The 16,695-nt window shown below is 74.3% G+C and carries 18 protein-coding genes; 7 read left to right on the forward strand and 11 right to left on the reverse strand.

The features are described from left to right. Positions 1 to 29: 29 nt before the first annotated feature. On the reverse strand, positions 30 to 1,139 hold the full coding sequence (locus ACFVWU_RS14965; protein ID WP_387620005.1) for a hypothetical protein: 1,110 nt from the start codon (positions 1,137 to 1,139) through the stop codon (positions 30 to 32). A gap of 109 nt (positions 1,140 to 1,248) precedes the next feature. Between ACFVWU_RS14965 and ACFVWU_RS14970 the strand changes: the two genes are divergently transcribed. Beyond that, on the forward strand, positions 1,249 to 1,767 hold the full coding sequence (locus ACFVWU_RS14970; RefSeq protein WP_380611731.1) for a GNAT family N-acetyltransferase: 519 nt from the start codon (positions 1,249 to 1,251) through the stop codon (positions 1,765 to 1,767). 233 nt (positions 1,768 to 2,000) lie between these two features. Then, on the forward strand, positions 2,001 to 3,038 hold the full coding sequence (locus tag ACFVWU_RS14975; RefSeq protein ID WP_387620008.1) for a sphingomyelin phosphodiesterase: 1,038 nt from the start codon (positions 2,001 to 2,003) through the stop codon (positions 3,036 to 3,038). 23 nt (positions 3,039 to 3,061) lie between these two features. On the opposite strand, the gene ACFVWU_RS14980 is transcribed toward ACFVWU_RS14975, so the two are convergent. Beyond that, positions 3,062 to 4,099 carry a LacI family DNA-binding transcriptional regulator gene (locus ACFVWU_RS14980; protein ID WP_387620011.1) on the reverse strand — a complete coding sequence of 346 codons (1,038 nt, stop codon included), beginning with the start codon at positions 4,097 to 4,099 and terminating at the stop codon, positions 3,062 to 3,064. A gap of 155 nt (positions 4,100 to 4,254) precedes the next feature. On the opposite strand from ACFVWU_RS14980, the gene ACFVWU_RS14985 reads away from it, so the two are divergent. After that, a complete protein-coding gene (locus ACFVWU_RS14985; protein WP_387620014.1) occupies positions 4,255 to 5,235 on the forward strand; it encodes a DUF4436 family protein in 981 nt (326 codons plus the stop codon). Positions 5,236 to 5,344: 109 nt separating this feature from the next. Then, a complete protein-coding gene (locus tag ACFVWU_RS14990; RefSeq protein WP_387620016.1) occupies positions 5,345 to 6,037 on the forward strand; it encodes an RNA-guided endonuclease TnpB family protein in 693 nt (230 codons plus the stop codon). Between the two features lie 131 nt (positions 6,038 to 6,168). On the opposite strand, the gene ACFVWU_RS14995 is transcribed toward ACFVWU_RS14990, so the two are convergent. The 4 genes from ACFVWU_RS14995 to ACFVWU_RS15010 form a co-directional block, all read right to left on the reverse strand. Beyond that, positions 6,169 to 6,924 carry a GNAT family N-acetyltransferase gene (locus tag ACFVWU_RS14995; protein WP_387620019.1) on the reverse strand — a complete coding sequence of 252 codons (756 nt, stop codon included), beginning with the start codon at positions 6,922 to 6,924 and terminating at the stop codon, positions 6,169 to 6,171. A gap of 105 nt (positions 6,925 to 7,029) precedes the next feature. Beyond that, entirely contained in the window at positions 7,030 to 8,124 is a 1,095-nt protein-coding gene (locus tag ACFVWU_RS15000) for a WD40/YVTN/BNR-like repeat-containing protein (protein WP_387620021.1), read from the reverse strand. A gap of 117 nt (positions 8,125 to 8,241) precedes the next feature. Beyond that, the gene (locus ACFVWU_RS15005; protein WP_387620024.1) at positions 8,242 to 9,687 is read right to left on the reverse strand and encodes a dihydrolipoyl dehydrogenase family protein; all 1,446 of its coding nucleotides are present in this window, start codon (positions 9,685 to 9,687) and stop codon (positions 8,242 to 8,244) included. A 152-nt stretch (positions 9,688 to 9,839) separates the two neighbouring features. Further along, positions 9,840 to 10,574 carry an alpha/beta fold hydrolase gene (locus ACFVWU_RS15010; protein WP_387620027.1) on the reverse strand — a complete coding sequence of 245 codons (735 nt, stop codon included), beginning with the start codon at positions 10,572 to 10,574 and terminating at the stop codon, positions 9,840 to 9,842. Between the two features lie 102 nt (positions 10,575 to 10,676). On the opposite strand from ACFVWU_RS15010, the gene ACFVWU_RS15015 reads away from it, so the two are divergent. Beyond that, complete coding sequence (locus ACFVWU_RS15015) at positions 10,677 to 11,693, forward strand: helix-turn-helix transcriptional regulator (RefSeq protein WP_387620030.1); 1,017 nt, start codon at positions 10,677 to 10,679, stop codon at positions 11,691 to 11,693. Positions 11,694 to 11,742: 49 nt separating this feature from the next. On the opposite strand, the gene ACFVWU_RS15020 is transcribed toward ACFVWU_RS15015, so the two are convergent. Beyond that, entirely contained in the window at positions 11,743 to 12,141 is a 399-nt protein-coding gene (locus tag ACFVWU_RS15020; RefSeq protein WP_387620094.1) for a thioredoxin family protein, read from the reverse strand. 266 nt (positions 12,142 to 12,407) lie between these two features. Here ACFVWU_RS15020 and ACFVWU_RS15025 point away from each other — a divergent pair, with 266 nt between their 5' ends. Both ACFVWU_RS15025 and ACFVWU_RS15030 read left to right on the forward strand, forming a co-directional pair. Further along, the gene (locus ACFVWU_RS15025; protein WP_387620032.1) at positions 12,408 to 13,016 is read left to right on the forward strand and encodes a sigma-70 family RNA polymerase sigma factor; all 609 of its coding nucleotides are present in this window, start codon (positions 12,408 to 12,410) and stop codon (positions 13,014 to 13,016) included. Further along, complete coding sequence (locus ACFVWU_RS15030; RefSeq protein WP_387620035.1) at positions 13,013 to 13,834, forward strand: zf-HC2 domain-containing protein; 822 nt, start codon at positions 13,013 to 13,015, stop codon at positions 13,832 to 13,834. The genes ACFVWU_RS15025 and ACFVWU_RS15030 overlap by 4 nt, the downstream gene beginning before the upstream one ends. 36 nt (positions 13,835 to 13,870) lie before the next feature. Here the strand turns inward: ACFVWU_RS15030 and ACFVWU_RS15035 are convergent, their stop codons facing one another. The 4 genes from ACFVWU_RS15035 to ACFVWU_RS15050 are packed head-to-tail and all read right to left on the reverse strand — an operon-like array spanning position 13,871 to position 16,604. After that, positions 13,871 to 14,635: a hypothetical protein gene (locus ACFVWU_RS15035; protein ID WP_387620038.1), complete on the reverse strand. Its 765-nt coding sequence runs from the start codon at positions 14,633 to 14,635 to the stop codon at positions 13,871 to 13,873. Further along, positions 14,632 to 15,252: a hypothetical protein gene (locus tag ACFVWU_RS15040; RefSeq protein WP_387620097.1), complete on the reverse strand. Its 621-nt coding sequence runs from the start codon at positions 15,250 to 15,252 to the stop codon at positions 14,632 to 14,634. The genes ACFVWU_RS15035 and ACFVWU_RS15040 overlap by 4 nt, the downstream gene beginning before the upstream one ends. Before the next feature lie 51 nt (positions 15,253 to 15,303). After that, on the reverse strand, positions 15,304 to 15,816 hold the full coding sequence (locus tag ACFVWU_RS15045; protein WP_387620041.1) for a DUF1990 family protein: 513 nt from the start codon (positions 15,814 to 15,816) through the stop codon (positions 15,304 to 15,306). Then, positions 15,813 to 16,604, reverse strand: coding sequence for a YndJ family protein (locus ACFVWU_RS15050; protein ID WP_387620100.1), 792 nt, complete (start codon positions 16,602 to 16,604; stop codon positions 15,813 to 15,815). Before ACFVWU_RS15050 ends, ACFVWU_RS15045 begins: the two co-directional genes overlap by 4 nt. Between the last annotated feature and the right edge of the window lie 91 nt (positions 16,605 to 16,695).

A 16,695-nucleotide genomic window follows, 5' to 3' on the forward strand; every position in this document is an offset into this window, starting at 1 on the left:
GCCCACCCCGCCGGTCGGCCCCAACGCCCTTACGGGCGAGCCGCCTTGGGTCGCAGCTCCGGCGGCAGCGGCTGCGCCCCGGAGAGCCGCACGGCCGCCCCGCGGGCCAGCTCGAAGGCGGCCACCGGGTCGTCGGCCTCGGTCCACGGCTTGCAGCCGCAGTACGGGCCGATCGCCCGGAACTGCTCCAGCGCGACGTCGTACAGCTCCGCCCGGCCCGCGTAGGCGGCGAGCAGGTGCCGCAGCATGGTCAGCCGCTGGTCGTCCGGCCGGACCCGCGCCAGCGAGGCCGCCACCTGCTTCAGCCGGCGCTGGGTCGCGTCGCTGGTCAGCCCGCCGAGGGTCTTGCGCAGCTCCAGCTCGTACAGCGCGAACAGGTAGACGCCGGCCAGCGGGCTGCCGGCCGGGGCCGCGTCCATCGCCTTCTCGGCGAAGGCCGTCATCTTCCGGTCCGAGCCGAACCACTTGGCGCACCAGTACTGCAGCGCCTGGAGGTGGCCGGCGTAGTGGAACGGCGCCCGTTCGATCAGGCCGCGCCACAGCTCCTCGAACTGCTCGGGCTGGTACTGGGCGCCGCGCGCCGCGGTCACCATGACCACCCAGGGCGCCGGGTTGGCCGGGTCGAGCAGCGAGGCCCGCTTGGCCGCCTCGATGGCGGCGGGCAGCATCGCCCGGAAGGCGTTCATGTCCTCCTCGGGCACCTCGTGGGCGTACTTGCCGCCCCGGATCTCCCACGCCGCGTGCACCATCCGGCTGGCCTCCAGGGCCGCCGCGTCGCAGTGGCCCGGGTCGGCCGCGCGCCAGGCCTTGAGCCAGGCGTCGTCCTGGCCGGCGATCGAGTCCAGCAGCTCCAGCCGGGACCACCGCTCGTCCCAGTCCTGCCCGGCGGCCTCGACGTACTCGGCGGCGGGCCGCCAGTTCCCGGCCCAGGCCGCGTCGGCCATCGCCTGCGACTCCTTGCGGCGGTGCGGGGCCGGCGGCGGGCCGCCCCGGTGCGGGTCGAGCCGCTCGCGGGGGACGAGGCCGTAGGCCGCGGCGTCGAAATCGCTCTGCGCCCAGGTGGTGGCCTTGGACTTCCTGGCCTTGGTCACGGCGGCGGAGATCGCCACGACCAGGACGATGATGATGAGGTGTGTCACGGCGGAGCATCATCCCTGGTCGCACGGGGTGCGGGCAACGCGGTCGAAGGCCCGGGCGACGCGGTCAAACCGCTCGCCGCGGAACGGATTCCGTGCCAACATGCCCCATATGGGGACGATTCTGCACGGCACCCTGGTCACCCTCCGCCCGGCCACCGAGGACGACATCCCGGCGCTGGTGGCGATCCGCAGCACGCCCGAGGTGTTCGCCCGCTGGCGCGGCGGCGACGACCTGGCCGACGAGGTCGCGGGGGACTTGGAATCGCCCGACACCGAGACCTTCGCGATCGACCTGGGCGGCAAGGTGGTCGGCGCCATCCAGTGGTACGCCAACAACGACGACGAGTACCGGCACGCCGGGATGGACCTCTACCTGGACCCGTCGGTGCACGGCCTGGGCCTGGGCACCGACGCCGTCCGCGTGATGGCCCGGCACCTGGTGCACGACCACCACTACCACCGGCTGGTGATCGACCCGGCCGCGGACAACGCGGCCGCGATCCGCTGCTACGCCAAGGTCGGCTTCCGCCCGGTGGGCACCATGCGCCAGTACGAGCGTGGCCCGGACGGCAGTTGGCACGACAACCTGCTGATGGATCTGCTCGCGGACGAACTTCTGGACGGCTGACGGCGGTTCACCGGACCCCGACCGCCGGGTGCAAGGGTGTACAGACATCTTGTCGTCCACCCGCCCAGAGCTGTACAGACATCTCATGGCCACGTGATCTGCCGGAACTGATCGCCTGGCGTTCTTCCCGAAGTACCGAGCGGTAGCTAGCGTTCCCCCGCCAATCCCCGGCGGCCGGTCACCCCGGCGCCGGGCCCCACCGGATTGACGGATCCCTCCCCAGGAGAACGCCCATGCTCTCGCGTCGCACGGCCACCGCCCTCACCTCGGCGGCCGCCGCCGCACTGCTGCTCGGCGGCACCGCCCCGACCGCCTCCGCCACCACCTCGGCGAGCCCGACCACGCTGTCCGTCTTCGCCTTCAACGTCGACCTCGGCACCGCCATCGTCGACAGCACCCAGAACGAGCAGGCCGCCCGCCGCACCCCGGTGGTCGAGCAGATCGTCCGTCAGCACAACGCCGATGTGGTCATCCTGGACGAGCAGTTCAACAACAGCTCGACCGCCGACATCAACAGCAAGCTCGCCGACCTCTACCCGTACCGCACCCCGGTGGTCGGCGGGACCTGCTCCGGCGGCGGCTGGACCGGCATCAGCGGCAACTGCTCCAGCTCGTGGTTCGTCATCAACGGCGGCACGATGATCCTCTCCAAGTACCCGATCACCGCCCAGTACGCCCACGTCTTCAGCAACTCCACCTACGGCACCTGGGACTACCACGCCGACAAGGGCGCGGCGCTGGTGCAGGTCAACAAGGGCGGCAACACCTCCTGGGTGGTCGGCACCCACCTGCAGGCCGACGAGTCGGACGTCTCCACCGACACCACCCAGTCCACCCGGCTCGGCCAGCTCGCCGAGATCCGCGCCTGGGTCGACGGGATCGTCGGCAGCAGCGCGCCGGTGCTGATCGGCGGCGACCTCAACGTCGAGTACTTCCACGGCCAGAGCCGCGGCGACTACACCAACGCCCAGAACGCGGTGAACGGCGTGCTCGGCACCCCGGCCACCGACGCGAGCCAGGACCGCACCACCATGGACTGCCCGGTCTCCTCCTGGTGCCAGTACATGGCGGGCGTCGAGACCTTCCCGAAGGACTACCGGGACGACCTCGACTACATCGGCTACCTCAACGCCCCGGGCCGCCCGGTGCCGGCCGGGATGTCCGCCGTCAAGGTCGACTTCGACCCGCAGGCCGGCTGGACGCCGGGCCAGCTGGACACCAACGCGCCCAGCGACCACTACCCGGTCGAGGCCACGTTCCAGCTGAACTGACCCACCGGTCCACGGCTTTGACGTTACGTCAGGCCAGCTGCCCGGTCGGGGGCCGGGCAGCCGCAGGAGCGCCGCACCACCAGCTCGGCCGGGAAGGTCCGGGCCCCGGCGGCGCGGCGCTCCGGCCCGCCGAGGACGAGTTCCAGCGCGGCCCGGGCCATCGCGTCCGGCGCGGTGGTGACGGTGGTCAGCGCCGGTCCGGCGATCACCGCCTCGGCGATGTCGTCGAAGCCGGCCACCGCGAGGTCCTCCGGCACCCGGATGCCGAGGTCGTCGGCGGCCCGCAGTAGGCCTATCGCCTGGTCGTCCGTCGCGCAGAACACGGCGGACGGCCGGTCGGGCCGGCTCAGCAGGGTGAGCGCCTCGGCGTGCGCCCGGACCCGGTCGAAGGGCGCCTGGGTGAGCCGCCCCTCGGGGGACAGCCCGGCGTCGGCCAGCGCCGCGGCCCAGCCGGCCGTCCGCCCGGTGACCGGGTCGAGCGGGCTGAGCGCCAGGGTGCCGCCGAAGCAGTGCACCTCGGCGTGGCCGTGGTCGAGCAGGTGGCGGACCACCTCGCGGGCTCCGCCCTCGTCGTCCGCCACCACGGCCACGCCGCCGGCGCTCTCCGCGCGGTGGTGCAGCAGGACGACCGGGGTGCCGTCGGCCGAGTCGAAGCCGGTCAGCCCGGGGGTGGCCGGGTCCTGGGTGACCAGGATCAGGCCGTCCACCTGCATGCCGAGGAAGGCACGGATGTAGTGCGCCTCACGCTCGTCGGCGTAGTCGGAGTTGCCGATCAGCAGCAGCCGGCCGTGCTCGGTGGCGGCCTGCTCGACGGCGTGGGCGAGCCCGGCGAAGAAGGGCTGCCGGGCGTCCGGCACGACCATGCCGAGCAGATCGGTCCGCCGCCGCGCCATCGCCTGGGCGACCCGGTTGGGGCGGTAGCCGAGCTCCTCGACCGCGGCGAGCACCCGGGCCCGGGTGGCCGGCGCCACCGGCCGGGGTCCGTCGTTGATCACATAACTCACGACCGCCGTGGACGTCCCCGCCGCCCGCGCCACATCGTCCCGTGTCACCCTCACCATGGGTATTGAGCCTACACAGCACCTCCGACCGGCGGCTTTCCCGAGCTCCGGGCAGGCCCCGACCGGCCCGCCCCGGTTGCGGGGGAGGGGGCGACGTGCGGACGCTGGCGGGACGGGCGGCAGCGGGTGCCGCCGCCGACCGTGGGAGCAGGTCGATGAGCACGCCGCCGCAGCGTCGGACACCGCCGTACCGCCGGGTGGTCCGGCCGTCGCGCCCCACGGCCCGCCCCCGGGTCCGGATCCACGCCCGGGCGCGTGGTTCCGTCGCGGGCGCCGTCCGGCCGAAGGTCCGGCCGTGGCGGGCGTACGTCGTGGTGGTGGCGATCGCGCTGTCGGTGGCCGCCGGGCTGCTGCTCTACTTCAACGAGCGCTCCAGCCGCAGCCACGCCCAGGTGGCGGGCGCCACCGCGCCCGGCCCGGACTTCCTGGAGGTCGACGTGGTGCTCCAGCGGGTGGACGCGGCCGCGCAGACCGTCACCGCCAAGGTCGTGGTGCAGCCCCACGGCGCCCTGCAGACGGCGGAGAGCCTGCTGGTGCCCGCCGGGGACGTGGTGCTGGAGACCACCTCGCTGGAGCAGACCACGCTCAGGTATCCCGCGGGCCAGCAGATCGGCTCCAGCGCCGTGACGTTCAACCTGTTCGACGGACGGGTGTCGGACTACCCCTTCGACCACTACGGCGCGATCATCGGCTTCCAGGCCACCGTCGGCGGGCGGCCCGTCCCGTTGGTGATCGGGCTGGAGGAGGGCGACCCCTTCTTCGCCTTCAAGCAGACCGCGACGCTGAGCGAGGGCAACGGCGTCGCGGTCACCGAGCGGATCAGCCGCTCGCGCAGCACCTTCATCCTGGCCTGGTTCATGATGGCGGCGATGTGGGCGCTGGCCCTGGCGGTGCTGCTGGCGGCCTGGCTGATCGTGCGGCAGCGGCGCGGCATCATCTGGCCCGCGCTGAGCTGGATGGCGGCGACCCTGTTCGCCCTGGTCGGCATGCGCAACGCCGCACCCGGCAACCCGCCGATCGGCTCGCTGCTGGACTACGCGGCGTTCTTCTGGGCGGAGCTGCTGGTCGCGGTGGGCCTGACCATGGTCGTGGTGCGCGGCGCCAGGGTCGAGGGCACGCACGGCCCCCGCTCCTAGCCTGCTCACGGGCGCTTCCCCTAGTAGACGTAGCGCGCGCAGGCGTCCGCCGAGAGGCGCAGAGCCTGCTCCGCGCGCGGCCCGCGCAGTGCCAGCAGGGTTTGGGCGAGTGCGTCCACAACGGGTCCGCAGGAAGGTCGCCAGGGCGCACGCCAAGGTAGCCGACCCCCGCATGGACTGGCTGCACAAGCAGACCACCAGGATCATCCGCGAAACTCAAGCGGTGTACCTGGAGGACCTGAATGTGCGCGGCCTGGCCCGCGGCCCGCTGGCCAAGTCCGTGCACGACGCCGGGTGGTCCGCTTTCCGCCGTCTGCTCGAGGAAAAGGCCGCCCGCTACGGGCGCACGGTCGTCGTCGTGCACCGCGCGTTCCCGTCCTCCCAGCTCTGCTCGGAGTGCGGACACCGCGACGGGCCCAAGCCCCTGCACGTTCGGGAGTGGGCCTGTCCGGCGTGCGGCGTGGTGCACGACCGTGACCTCAATGCTGCTCGGAACATCCTGGCCGCCGGGCAGGCGGACAGGCTAAACGCCCCTGGAGGGCCGGTGAGACCCGGCGTGGCGATCCCGCGCCAGGCACGGCCCGTTGAACGGGGAACCCGCCTTGGCGACCTGCGGACCACGGGTATCCGTGCCGCAGGCGCGGGGGAGTCCCCGTCCGTTGGGGCGGGGAGGACGTCAAGACACTGGTCTCGCGCAGCGAGCGACACAAGCGTGGGCCGTGGAACAAGAGCCATCAGGCCAGGATCGCCGCGCTGGTCACCACGGTGGTGTTCCGGGAGCGCCTCGGGCGGCTGCGGCTGACCGCCGCGCTCACCGTCCTGGGCGGGATCGCCGTCCTGGAACTCGCCCGGCCGTGAGCCCTGCGCCCTGTGCCCTGAGCTGTGCGCCCTGAGCTGTGCGCCGTGAGCCGTTGGAACCCGGGGCCTCGGTCGCTAGCCGGCGTCCGGCACGATCACGGTCAGCGAGGTCTCCTGCAGCAGGAATCCCAGCGACTCGTAGACGCGGCGGGCCGGGTTGCCCTCGGACACCACCAGGTGCACGTCGGCCAGCCCGCGTTCGGCGGCGTCGGCGATCGCCCGGCGCAGCAGCTCGGCGCCGAGGCCGCGGTAGCCGCGTCGGGGGTGGCGGAAGACCTCGGCGACCCACGGCAGGCCGTCGCGGTCGGTGAGCACGGCCCCGGCGACCACCCGGTCCTCGGCGTCCACGGCGAGCAGGCTGGAGGGCAGCACCGGACCGATGGCCCTCCCGGCGAGCAGCGGGCCGATCCGCTCGGCGAGTGCCTGGGTGTCGTCACCGCGGAAGTGGTCCACGTGGTCGGGGTGGAAGGCGGCCCGCCAGGACTCCAGCAACTCCTCGGGCGCGCGGTCGCAGGGCACCGCCCGCAGGCCCTCGCGCAGCGGCGCTCCGGCCCAGTCGGCGGGCGGGGGGTCGGCACGCAGGTCGCGCCGGAAGGTGTGGGCGTGCCGCAGCCGCCGGGCGCCCCGCTCCAGCAGGCGCTTTCCGAGCTCGGGAGGGCCGGAGACCACCCAGCCGGGCAGCTCGGCGCGGACGAACTCCGCCGCGTCCACCGAGTCGTCCAGGACCTCCAACAGGTCGGCCCAGGGCCGCCCCTCCCGCTCTCCCGGCTGGTAGCGCACCACCGGTACGCCGTCGTCGTTCCGCCTGGTCACCCAGTCCGCTTCGGGCATGGCCCACCCCACTTCACGAGATCGTTCGTCGGCGGCCCATGCTCACCAGGACGGGAGCGTCCAGGCAACAGGTTTTCGACCAGCGGGTTCACCACCGGGCGCTGCTCAACCCACCACCGCCGCGCGGATGCAGAGCACGTCCGGCAGGTGGGAGATCAGCAGCGACCAGCTCTCGCCCTCGTCCCGGCTGCCGTACACGTCGCCGGTCCGGTTGCCGAAGTAGATCCCGGCCGGTTCGGCGTCGTCGGTGCGCAGGGCGTCGCGCAGCACGATGCCGTAGTGGTCCTCGCCGGGCAGCCCCTCGCCGAGCTGCTGCCAGCTGGTGCCGCCGTCGGTGGTGCGGAAGACCCGGCAGCGGCGGCCGGGCGGGATCCGGTCGTCCGAGCCGCCGAGCGGGAAGAGGTAGGCGGTGTCGCCCCGGCGCGGGTGGGCGGCGACGGCGAAGCCGAACTCGGCGGGCAGCCCGTCCACGATGGAGCGCCAGCTGCCGCCCCAGTCGTCGCTGCGGTAGACGCCGCCGTGGTTCTGCAGATAGAGGCGGTCCGGGTGGACCGGGTCCGGGGCGATCTTGTGGACGCACTGGCCGAACTCGGGGTACTGGCTGTCCGGCGGGAAGAACTCGGCGCGCAGCCCGGTGTTGGAGGGCTCCCAGCTGTCCCCGCCGTCCTTGCTGCGGTAGACGCCGCCGCTGGAGACGGCGACCAGCAGCCGCTGCGGGTCGCGCGGGTCGGTCAGGATGGTGTGCAGGCCCTGGCCGCCGTAGCCGGCGCCCCACTCGCTGCGCTGGGGGTGGTTCCAGAGCGACTCGACCAGGGTGAAGGTCTCGCCGCCGTCGGTGGAGCGGAACAGCGCGGCGGGCTCGGTGCCGGCGTACACGACCCCGGGGGCCTCCGGTCCGGCGGGCTGGAGCTGCCAGACCCGGGTGAGCGAGGTGCCGGTGGACTCGGGGAAGCGGATCGCCGGCCGCGGCGGCTCGTACCAGTCGGCGCCGAGGTCGTCGGAGCGCCAGACCGAGGGCCCCCAGTGGCTGCTGTCGGCGCCGACGAGCAGTCTGGTGCGGCCGTCGCGGCGGTCGATCGAGACGGAGTAGATCGCGTTCATCCGGAAGTGCGGCCCGCTGAACTCCCAGTCCAGCCGGTCGCGGCTGCGGCCGAGAAAGAGGCCCTTCTCGGTTCCGACGGCCAACAGCACCTCGGTCATGCCTCACACCACCTGGTCACGAGCACGGCCCCCCGGGACGCCCCTCCCCGACTGCCAGTGTCCCGCCGTCCACCGGAGGCCACACCTCGCCGCGCCGCTCACCCGGAGGGTGGCGGTTTACCCCCGGCAGTCCTCCAGCAGCCGCAGCCACACCTCGCTGATCGTCGGGTACGAGGGGACGGCGTGCCAGAGCCGGTCGATCGGAACCTCGCCGACCACCGCGACGGTGGCCGAGTGCAGCAGCTCGGCGACGGCGGGCCCGACCAGGCAGGCGCCGACGATCACCTCCCGGTCCAGGTCGTAGACCACCCGGGCCCGGCCGCGGTAGCCGTCGGCGTACAGCGAGGCCCCGGCGACGGCGCCGATCTCGTGGTCGACGGCCTTGACCCGCAGCCCGAGCCGTTCGGCCGCCGCCAGGGTCAGGCCGACGGCCGCGACCTCCGGTTGCGTGAACACGACCTGCGGCGCGCCCGCCAGGTCGGCGGACGCGGAGTGCGCGCCCCAGCGCGAGGTGTCCAGTGCGCGCCCCTGGGCGCGGGCGGCGATCGCCGCGCCGGTGATCCGGGCCTGGTACTTGCCCTGGTGGGTGAGCAGCGCCCGGTGGTTGACGTCCCCGGCCGCGTAGAGCCACTCGCCGTCGACTCCGAGCACCGTGCAGCTGTCGTCCACCTCCAGCCAGTCGCCCGGCCGCAGTCCGACCTGCTCCAGCCCGATGTCGGCGGTGCGCGGGGCCCGGCCGGTCGCGTACAGCACCTCGTCGGCGGTCAGCCGCTCGTCGCCGGAGAGCGTCAGCGTGACGGGCCCGGTGGCCCCGGCCCGCTCCACCGCGGTGACCACGGCGGAGAACCGGAGGTCCACCCCCGCCTCCCGCAGCCCCTCGGTGACCAGCTCGCCCGCGAAGGGCTCCATCCGCGGCAGCAGCGCCTCCCCGCGCACCAACAGGACGACCTCGGCGCCGAGCGCCCGCCACGCGGTGGCCATCTCCGTCCCGACCACCCCGCCGCCGACCACCGCCAGCCGCCCGGGGACGGCGGGCGAGCCGGTCGCCTCCCGGTTGGTCCACGGGTGCGCCTCCGCCAGACCGGGCACCCCGGCGGGCAGCAGCGGTCGGCTGCCGGTGCACACGGCGACGGCGTGCCGGGCGGTGAGCACCCGCTCGGTGCCGTCCTCGGCCTCCACCGTGACGGTCCGCACCCCGGCCAGCCGGCCGTGGCCGCGGACCAGCTCGATGCCGGTGTCCCGCAGCCACTGCACCTGCCCGTCGTCCTTCCAGTGCGAGGTGAAGGAGTCCCGCCGGGCCAGCACCGCGGCCGCGTCCAGCCGCCCGCCGCCCACCGCCTCCCGGGAGCCGGCCACCGAGCGGGCGTCGGTCAGCGCGGCGGCCGGACGCAGCAGCGCCTTGCTCGGCATGCAGGCCCAGTACGAGCACTCCCCGCCGACGAGTTCCGCCTCCACGATCACCGTGCGCAGCCCGGCGGCGACCGTCCGCTCGGCCACGTTCTCGCCGGTCGGGCCCGCGCCCACGACGATGACGTCGTACTCCTCGGCGGTGCTGCTGGTCATGTCCGTCCTCCGTGGTCTCGATGGCCACCCGGCCCCCGGGGCGGGGGCCGCGGCTGCCCGTGCTCCCGTACCCGCCACCCGTACGCGGGCGCGGCGTGGGGCCCATCCTGCGACCTGGACGCGCCTTCGCGCGGGCGAACACGCGGACCGGGTCAGATTGCCGCGAGCTCCGCCAGCAGCGCGGCGGTGTCGGCCGGGCGGGAGAACATCGGCCAGTGCCCGGTGGGCAGTTCGCGCAGCTCCCAGTTCGGCCCGTCCAGTCCGACGAACCAGGGGTGGCCGGCCGCGATCATCGCCCGCACCTGGTCGAGCGGGAAGGAGCAGGACACCAGCGCCTGCGGGAGCGCGGCCCCGGCGCCGGTCAGCCGCAGCCGGTCCCGGTACGTCCCGGCCGGCTGCGGGGTGACCCGCGCGCCGACCCGGGCCAGGGTGGCGTCGTCCAGGCCCTCGATGCTGGCGCCGTGGGCGGCGATCACGTCCCAGGGCGGCATCGGGAGACGGCCGTCGACCACCGTGGCGTCGGCGGCCTCGCGGTAGTCGGGCTGCCAGAGGTCGTACAGCGAACCGCCGTCGATCATCGGGCCGCTGTCCAGGTAGACCACCCGGCGGATCCGCTCCGGCATCCGGTCCGCGACCCCGCCCACCGGGGCGCAGGCGCCGCTGTGCGCGACCAGCACGACGTCCCACAGGTCCTCGCGCACCAGCAGCTCGGCCAGGTCGGCGATGTGGTCCTCCAGCCCGAAGTCGCCCTGCTCGCAGGCTCGTTCGGCCACTCCGGGCAGGGTCACCGGATGGACCTCGTGCCCGGCCGCGCGCAGCGGCCCGGCCACCTCGTCCCAGGCCCAGGCGCCGAGCCAGAACCCGGGGACCAGTACGAACGTGCTCATGGTGGATCGCTCCTTCGTGGGTGGGGCCTCCGTCACCGCCGACTCTAGGATCGAATCCGGACAGATCCCGCCCGGATGTCGCGGCAAGGAAGGAGCACCCCGGTGGAACACCCGGTCAGCCGTGTGCTCGCCCTGCTGGAGCTGCTCCAGGACCGCCCCGGCCTGACCGGCGCCGAACTGGCCGCCCGGCTCGACGTCGACGAACGCACCATCCGCCGCTACACCGCGCGCCTCGCCGAACTCGGCATCCCGGTCCACGCCGAACGCGGCCGCTACGGCGGCTACCGCCTGCTGCCCGGCTACCGGCTCCCGCCGCTGATGCTCAACCCCGAGGAGGCCGCCTCGGTGGTCCTCGGCCTGCTGGCCGGGCGCAGTTCGGGCCTGTCGGTGGGGGAGCGGGCCGCCGAGACCGCCCTCGCCAAGATCCAGCGGGTGCTTCCCCCGCCGCTGCGCGAACGGATCGCCGCCGTCGAGCAGACCCTCGGCGTGACCACCACGCCCGCCGTCGGCCCCAGCCCGGCCGCGGCCGCGCTGTTCACCCTGGCCGAGGCGGCCCGCCGCCGGCGCCGGGTGCGGCTCGCCTACCGGGACCGCGAGGACCGGCCCAGCGAGCGCGAGTTCGACCCGTACAGGCTGGTCTTCCACTCCGGCCGCTGGTACACCACCGGGCTCGACCACCGCAGCGGCGAGCCGCGCACCTTCCGGCTGGACCGGATCGAGCGGGTCGAACAGGGCGAGGCCGGCTTCGAGCCGCCCGAGGACGTCGACCCGGTGCAGCGGGTGGTGGAGTCGCTGGCGGGGGTGCCCTGGCGGCACCGGGTGGAGGTGGAGCTGGGGACCACCCTCGCCGAGGCGCGCCGTCGACTGCCGCCCGCCGCGGGCACGCTCACCGAGCTCGCCGAGGACCGGGTGCTGCTGCGGGCCCGGGCGCAGAACCTGGACGGCGTCGCGGTCATGCTGGCCGGCCTGGGCTGGCCGTTCGCCGTCCGCGAGCCCGCCGAACTGCGGGCGGAGGTCCGGGCGCTCGCGGCCCGGCTCGCCGCCTGGGGCGCGGAGGACGGGCGGGGAGACGGCGGGCGGGAAGAGAGCGGGCGGGAAGGGGACGGGCCGCCGGCATGACGAGGGCCCGGGGGGACACCGCTCCCCGGGCCCGTCAGGCTCGTCCGGATCAGGCCTGGCCGCCGGCCGCCTGCTCCTCCGCCACCTTGCGCTTCACCTCGGCCATGTCCAGCGTGCGGGCCTGGCCGATCAGGTCCTCGAACACCGCCTCGGGCAGCGCGCCGGGCTGCGAGAAGACGAGCACGCCCTCACGGATGATCGCCAGCGTCGGGATCGACTGGATGCCGAACGCGGCGGCCAGCTCCTGCTGCGCCTCGGTGTCCACCTTGGCGAAGACCAGGTCCGGGTGGCGCTCGGCGGCCTTCTCGTACACCGGGGCGAACTGGCGGCACGGCCCGCACCATCCGGCCCAGAAGTCGATGAAGACGAAGTCCTTGCCCTCCGGGCCCGGGACGATTTCGTCGAAGTTCTCCTTGGTCAGCTCGACCATGTTGCTCATCTCGCGAATCCTTCCCTTCCGAAGGTGGCGGTACGGACCATCTGCCGGGCACAACGGTGATGCCCGCCGGGGTATTCCGGGGCCCTTCCGGACTGAGTATGCCGTCACCACGGACCGTACAGAAGGATGTCCGGTCCGTTCACCGAGGCGGGAGGCTCCCCATGCGCAGCGCCCCCACGGGGCCAGGGCGTGGCCGGCACCCGGTTCGCGCCGACCCCGACCGGCGGCAACCAGCCGCCCACCACCCCGGGTTGCCGACCGAGGACCGTTGACCGATGCCGACCGCCGCCCTCGACCAGCAGGCCCGGGTGCGCCACGATGAAGAAGTGGTGACCGAGGAGCACCCCGCCGGCGGCAGTGCCGCGCACGGTACGGGGGCCGCGGACGAGGAGCTGATGCGGGCCCTGTACCGCGAGCATGCCGGTCCGCTCTTCGGCTTCGTGCTCCACCTGGTCGCGGGGGACCGCCAGCACGCCGAGGAGGTCGTCCAGGAGACGCTGGTCCGAGCCTGGCGCAACATCCACCGGCTCGACCCGCAGGCCGACTCGCTGCGTCCCTGGCTGGTCACCGTCGCCCGCCGGATCGTCATCGACGACCACCGCAGCGCCCGCGCCCGGCCGCGCGAGGTGGACGCGGCGGCGCTGGAACAGCTGCCCGCCGAGGACGAGATCGACCGGGCGCTGCGGATGATGACCGTCGCGGACGCGCTCGGCGACCTGTCGCCCGCACACCGCGAGATCATCGTCGAGACCTACCTCAAGGGCCGCACCGCCGGGGAGGCGGCCGCCGAACTCGGCATCCCGGCCGGCACCGTACGGTCGCGGGTGTTCTACGCACTGCGCTCGCTCAGGCTCGCGCTGGAGGAACGGGGAGTGACATCGTGACCGAACGCCCCGGCGCCGACCCCGGTGGACCAGACCGCGTCCCCGGCCTCCCCGACACCGACGTGCCCGACACCGACGTGCCCGACACCGCCGAGCCCGACACCGACGTGCCCGACGCCGCCGAGCACGTCGACGCCGGTGCTTACGTCCTCGGCCTGCTGGAGCCCGCTGAGCGCACCGCCTTCGAACGGCACCTCGCCGACTGCCCGCAGTGCACCGGGCAGGTGGGCCGTCTCGGCTTCCTGGAGCCGGCCCTGGCCGAGTACGTCGAGTCGGCCAGGGCCGCCGGGCTCGACCCGGCCGAGCCCGTCCCGAGCCCGAACCCGCGGCTCCTGGACCGGCTGACCGCCGAGGTCACGACCGTCCGGCGGCGGGGCCGGGTGCGGAGGCTGGTGCTGGCCCTGGCCGCGACCGCGATGGTCGCGGCGGGCCCGGCCGTCACCGCCGCGGTGCTCACCGCGGACAGCGGCCCCGCCGTGGTCGCCGTCGCCGAGCAGTTCAGCGCCACCGACCCGAGCACCGGCGCCAAGGCCACCGTCGGCGTGGACGGGAAGGCCTGGGGCAGCCAGGTCAGCCTGCGACTCAGCGGCGTCCAGGGCCCGTTGACCTGTCGCCTGGTCGCCGTCTCGCACACCGGCGAGCAGCAGACGGTCACCACCTGGAGCGTTCCGACGGGCGGCTACGACGAGCCCGACTACCGGGGCACGTTGCAGACCACCGGCGGCGCGGCCTTCCAGCCGGGCGACATCGACCACTTCGAGGTACGGGTCCAGGACACCGGCGCCCTGCTGGTCGCCGTGCCCGCGCACCATGCCTGAGCCGGAGGGCCTGCCGTCCTGTTCGGCCGGCGTCGGTCAGGTGCCCGGCGGGCCCTCAGTGGCGGGGCCCTCCTCGTCGCGGTAGTAGTGCAGCACGCCCGAGTCCCAGCGCACGGTGTACGACTCCAGCTGCTCGATCCGGGCCGTGCCCAGGTGGGTGGGCCAGTACGGGTTGGGTCCGCCGGTGCCGGTCATGTGCTCGCGCTGCCAGATCCGGCTCCAGGCGACCCGCAGCTGCGCCTCGAAGCTGTGGCCCTGCCCGCACGGGCAGGGCCACAGGACCCGGGCACACGTGCGGCACAGCGCGGCGCGGCCGTGGCCGGTCGACAGCGACACCGCCGGCCCCTCCTCACCGCAGGCCGGACAGCCGGGCAGCTCGGCGCCGTCCATCAGCGCGTTCCGCCGCCGGACGTAGTCGGGCAGGCTCAACTGCGGGTGCAGAAAGGGGTCCTGGCTCCAGGCCGCGTTGGGCACCTCCCGTGAGTGTTGGTTCCACCACGCCGGTTCGGGCGGCCGTCGAGATCCGGCCCGCTTCGCCGCCCGCCGCTGCGTCGCGTACTCCTCGGTCCGGGCCAGCCACAGCTGCCGCGCCTCGTGCAGCTCCTCCACCGCCCGCACCAGCGAGTCCGGGTCGGCCTCCAGCAGCCGGGGCATCCGGGCGGTGAGGGTGAGGTGGTGGTAGGTGGCGCGGAAGCGGTAGGGGGCGAAGCGGGTGAGGCAGGTACGCAGGGCGACGTGGCGTCGGTGGACCGGGAGGGTGGTGTCGTGGACGAGGGCGCGGTGGGTGAGGAAGCTGGTCACGCCGGATTCTCCAGGTCCAGGGCCCGGGCCAGCGCGGCGGTGACGACGGCGGAGCGCTCGGGGAGTTGCCGCTCGGCCCAACCGCCCGCCAGCCGGACGAAGTCGCGCAGGTCCTGCTCGGCCCCGGCGATCAGCCGGCGCAGTTCGTCCACCGGCAGTTCGATCACCGGGCCGTCCTTGACGTTGGCGTCCACCGTCAACCGGACCAGGCCGTCGGTGCATTCGGCCCGCGCGTCCGGGTCGTGACCGAACCAGTGCTGACCCGAGCCGTCGGCCACGTCCAGCCACTCGCGCCAGTCCTCCAGGCAGATGCAGCAACCCGGTTCGAAGACCGCCCCGGTGGCGGTGTCGGTCACCCGGAAACCGCCGGGGGAGCACAGCTGCTCCGAGGAGAGCAGCCCGTGCAGGAAGGCGTCCAGCGGGCCTGCCGGACCCGCACCGGGGTCCTCGCCCTCCTCGAGGTCCGCCTCGTTGCGCTCGGCGAGCTGCCACACCGCCGTACCGACCTCCTCCGGCGTCAACTTCCCGCCCAGCAGCATGAATCCGTACGACCGGTGCATCGTCGTGGGCCAGAGCGCGAAGTCGTCGGCGGCGTGGATCTCCAGGACTGGCTGCATCGATTTCACCCGGCGATGATGCCGGACGGTCTGAGGGCCGGACCAGCCGATTTACGCCGCGTCCGCCGCGATCGCGGCCAGCACCCGCCCGCAGCGCCGGGCGAAGGCGCGCTGGAGGAGCGGGAACAGCGGTCCGGCCAGCCGGGCCCACCAGGCGACCGGCCGGCTGAACGCGGTGACGCTGAACCAGACCGCCCCGTCCGGCGCCAGCTCGACCAGGAAGGTCTCCTCGCCCCGGCCCAGGTGCCCGGGCCTGGTCCCGTAGGTGAAGCCGTACCGGTCCGGGCCGGTGACGGCGGCCAGCACCCGGTTCGGCGCGCCCGCCCGCAGCGGGCCGACACCGATCGCACAGCGCACGGCGACGCCCGCCGCCGCCTCCTCGGCCTCCGCGTCGATCCGGATGCCCGCGAGCCGGTGCATCCGCCAGCCGAGCAGGGCGGCCCCGGCGACCTCCAGTGCGGCGTGCCCGTGGCCGATCAGCGCCCGGTGGCGCAGGTGGCGGTACCCGGCGGGCAGCTCGCCGGTGCGGCTGGCACCCTGCTCCGGGTAGCTGTAGTCGTTCATCGGGAGATCTCCGTGGCGTTGATCCGGCGCCAGGCGAGGAGCGCGCAGAGGGCGAAGCCGAGCGCGTTGCCGAGGCCGTGGGTGGCGGCCATCCAGGTCAGGGTGGGGTGGGGGAGTCCGGCGGCGCGGCCGAAGGCCCACCAGAGGGCGAGCAGCATGGTCAGCGCCAGCACGGCCGAGGAGGCGGCCAGCAGCCGGGCGGTGACCGCGTCCCCGCTGCGGGGGCGCAGTTCGCGCCAGCTGACCAGGCCGACCAGCCACATCCCGGTGGTCAGTACGACCGCTCCGGCGAACTGCCACCAGTCGCCGAGGAAGTACCCGGCCAGGACCAGCAGGGTGCCCGCCGGGACGCTGAGCGCCGCGCGGCGGGCCGGCCGGGAGGCGTGGGCGGCCCGGCAGGCCAGCCCGGCGACCAGCGCGGCGGTGAATCCGGCGTAGTGGAAGTGCGGGACGGTCAGCGCCAGGATGTGCGGCTCGAAGCCGAACAGCGGGTAGCCGGAGCGCTCGGCGACCAGCGCGACCCCGGCCACCGAGGGCGCGGCGAGCGCGGTGAGCACCGCGACCTCGGCGGGGGCGAGCGAACGGGTCCGGGCCAGCCGCAGCGGCGCGTGCAGGGCGACGGCCAGGGTGCCGAGCGCGTAGACGACCGCCGGCCCGGTGGCGAGGGCGCCGCGCGGCAGCCAGAGCGAGAGCGCCCCGGGGACGGCGGCGAGCGGCCAGAGCCGGCGGATCCGGGCCAGCCCGGGTTCGTCGATCAGCGCCAGGCCGAGCGGTAGGACGGCACCCATGCCGAGCAGGACCAGTAGGTCCACCAGTTCCGTCGTGCCCGTGCCCACAGCGGGTGCACCCCCTCTTGAACGCGTTCAAATGCGCTGTCGC

This window comes from Kitasatospora sp. NPDC058190 (genome assembly GCF_042883685.1).
GTDB lineage: Bacteria > Actinomycetota > Actinomycetes > Streptomycetales > Streptomycetaceae > Kitasatospora.